Genomic DNA, 2690 nt, shown 5'->3' with positions numbered 1-2690 from the left:
TGAGCGGCGGTCAAGGGCGGTCCAAGATCGGTGCCCGCACCTTACCGTTGACGGTCGCGAGCCCGGCGGCAGGCTCGCAGTTGATCGGGCGAGATCATGCCAGTCAATCCTTTCTCCGCTTCGCGCTCAGGTTGCCCTGGGCTTGCATGGTTGCGATCCAGTTCGCAGCACCAAATGATGCCGAACTGCGACCGTCCTTCACTGATCGCTGCGCAGTGTTCAACGCGAAAGCCGCGCCCGGCTTGGGCATCCCTGCGCGCTGGATACGCAATCATGCGTGTCGAAAGCGCGAGCAACAGTCCTGCCGTCTCGCATGCAGGCGCCATGCGGCCGATGCAGATCATGCCCGCGACATGGAGGGAGTTGCGCGCGCGTTACGGTCTTGGCGGCGACTCTCCCCACCCACGGGACAGCATTCTCATGGGCGCCGCGTATCTCCGCGAGATGCATAAGCGTTTTGGATGGCTCGGCTTTGTTGCGGCCTACAATGCCGTTCCCGAACGCTATCGGCAGTACCTTGTGGACGGTCGGCCCCCGCGCCCCGCGAGACTCGCAACTACATCGCAAAACTCCTGCCGCTGATCGGATTGGCGGCAGTTGATCGCACGATCACTGAGGTTGCTCCGCCACTAGATTGGCGTGAAGCACAGCTCTTTGTGGGACGGTCTCACAGCAATCCGACGGCACGTTCAGTGCAGAGAAACCCCGGTTCTTTTGCAACTTCGGCGACACTCTCGGCGCTTGATGCACTTTCAAGTTAGTCACACTTCGATGATGTCTTCGGCGTCCAGACGCAACACGGGCAGACGCAATGATGACAGTCGCACCATTTCGCGCTCCTCGATGCAGCAGCGCAGTCTGGTGCGTGCTGTGGGGAATTACGGTCAGCACCAGAAGACGACGGCAGGATAAAAGCCGCGAGGTGCGGTCGCGGACGGTTGTTGTTTATCAAAGGTTACAGGGAGAATTTGCACATCGCGCCATATGGCAGCAGCCTGCAAACTCATACCTTCTCCAACGATCTGAATTGCTTGGTGCGAGGTTCGGCCTTCGCGCCATGAGCGGAGAAAGCAAAATCCGTATCCACCCGACAAGGCCCGTGACAGGAGCCGAAAGGCGGCGCATAAGCCTCGCCTCTTCTGGGCGCGACCCACGATCTTTGTCGAGGAAGTGCTGCAAGCCATGCGTGGGGCGGGCTTGGCCCTTACCGCCTGGAAGGGGCCGGGAAGGGGGAGGTTCAACGCGCGGGGCCGGGACACTCAGGTTGGGGCGGCTTGAAGGGCCGGAGCGGGTGCAGCGGGGAGGCGAATGGTGTTCGCACCCGCGCGCGGAGGGTGGCGGTGAAGGCGCGCTCCCTGAAGCTCAACCCGCAGCAGGGCGCTAAGCGGACGGCAGCTCTTCAATGGGACGGCGGCTTCCGGCATCCCCTTGCCCGACGGCGGCGCCAGCTGGCCGTTCGACAGAGTTCTGCGACCGGTGCTTTAGGTGGCAGAAACCGATTGCGCCCAAAATGGGCTCATGGTAGAAGGATGGACATGCGGATCATAGCGCGGCGCACCTTGCGCGAATTCATCGCGAAGTGCGCCGGGCACAAGGACCAGCCCGCGCTGAAGGCGGCGCTCTGTGCGTGGTTCGCGGAAGTGAGCAAGGCGGCCTGGACCAGCACCGCCGATGTGAAGCGGCTCTATGCCACTGCCAGCATCGCCAGTGCCGACCGGATCGTCTTCAACATCAAGGGCAACGACTACAGGCTCGTCGTTGCGGTGGATTTCGAGAAGGCCATCGTCTGGATCAAATGGGTCGGCACCCACAAGGACTATAACCGCATCGACGTGAAGGAGATTGACCATGACGACTGACGTGAAGCCGATCCGCAGCGAGGCGGATTACGATGCCGCGATGGAAGCGGTCGCGGCACTCTGGGGTGCGGCCAGCGGCACGCCGGATGGTGACCGGCTCGACGTGCTGGCCACGCTGATCGACGCCTATGAGGCGAAGCACCATGCGATGGATGCACCCGATCCGATCGAGGCGATCAAGTTCCGCATGGAGCAGCAGGGCCTGACCCGCAAGGATCTGGAGGACATCATCGGCACGCGCACGCGCATCGCCGAGGTATTCAACCGCAAGCGCGGCCTGTCGATCGACATGATCCGCCGCCTGCATGACCGGCTGGGGATTTCGGCCGAAGTGCTGATCCGGCCCTCGCGCAAGGATGCGGCGTGACCGCGAGGGCGACCTATCCGGCAGCCGTCCTTCCTTGCATTGATATCGCCGACCGCGCAGCTAAAATGACGGTGGGCACTTCGCTGCTTTTGGCCCGCTGTCTCATTCCAGATTGGGTCGTGCCTCTCAACTTGAGACCGAAGCGAATGCGATATGGCCTGTCTTTGCGCGACGCCAAGTGAAGCGGCCTCGACGCGTCGGCTTGCCAAGTCCATCCTTGCATGTTGAAGGGAATGCAGGAGGCAGTTCGCCGATGATTGAGCGAAAATTGGCAAGCAGCTGCTATAGTCCGCCTCCAGAACGACGCGGGCTTTCACGTGGCGAGGCAGCAGAATACATTGGGGTAGGCGTCTCAAAATTCGATGCCCTGGTTGCTGATAAGCGGATGCCAACGCCGAAACGGGTTGACGGTCGGCGTGTCTGGGACCGCCGTCAACTTGATCGCGCATTCGATCTCCTGGAAG

At 61.8% G+C, this 2690-nt stretch carries 3 protein-coding genes; all 3 read left to right on the top strand.

The features are described 5' to 3' along the window. Positions 1 to 96 precede the first annotated feature (96 nt). The 3 genes from ACRCSW_RS21250 (at position 97) to ACRCSW_RS21240 (ending at position 2226) form a co-directional block, all read left to right on the top strand. Positions 97 to 582 (top strand): lytic transglycosylase domain-containing protein, encoded by a 486-nt coding sequence (locus tag ACRCSW_RS21250; RefSeq protein WP_438707651.1) that lies wholly within the window; start codon positions 97 to 99, stop codon positions 580 to 582. Between the two features lie 953 nt (positions 583 to 1535). Next, on the top strand, positions 1536 to 1859 hold the full coding sequence (locus ACRCSW_RS21245; RefSeq protein WP_438707650.1) for a type II toxin-antitoxin system HigB family toxin: 324 nt from the start codon (positions 1536 to 1538) through the stop codon (positions 1857 to 1859). Continuing rightward, entirely contained in the window at positions 1849 to 2226 is a 378-nt protein-coding gene (locus ACRCSW_RS21240; RefSeq protein WP_438707649.1) for a helix-turn-helix domain-containing protein, read from the top strand. The genes ACRCSW_RS21245 and ACRCSW_RS21240 overlap by 11 nt, the downstream gene beginning before the upstream one ends. Positions 2227 to 2690: the final 464 nt, after the last annotated feature.

It is taken from the genome of Tabrizicola sp. (genome assembly GCF_051645465.1).
Taxonomy (GTDB): Bacteria; Pseudomonadota; Alphaproteobacteria; order Rhodobacterales; family Rhodobacteraceae; genus Tabrizicola.
The sequence above is the reverse complement of the archived record's forward strand: the minus strand, read 5'-3'. Positions and strand labels throughout refer to the sequence as shown.

Excerpts from the sequence above, each read along its gene's own strand:
- ACRCSW_RS21245 (WP_438707650.1), top strand. The coding sequence starts at position 1,536 with ATGCGGATCATAGCGCGGCGCACCTTGCGCGAATTCATCGCGAAGTGC.
- ACRCSW_RS21250 (WP_438707651.1), top strand. The coding sequence starts at position 97 with ATGCCAGTCAATCCTTTCTCCGCTTCGCGCTCAGGTTGCCCTGGGCTT.
- ACRCSW_RS21240 (WP_438707649.1), top strand. The coding sequence starts at position 1,849 with ATGACGACTGACGTGAAGCCGATCCGCAGCGAGGCGGATTACGATGCC.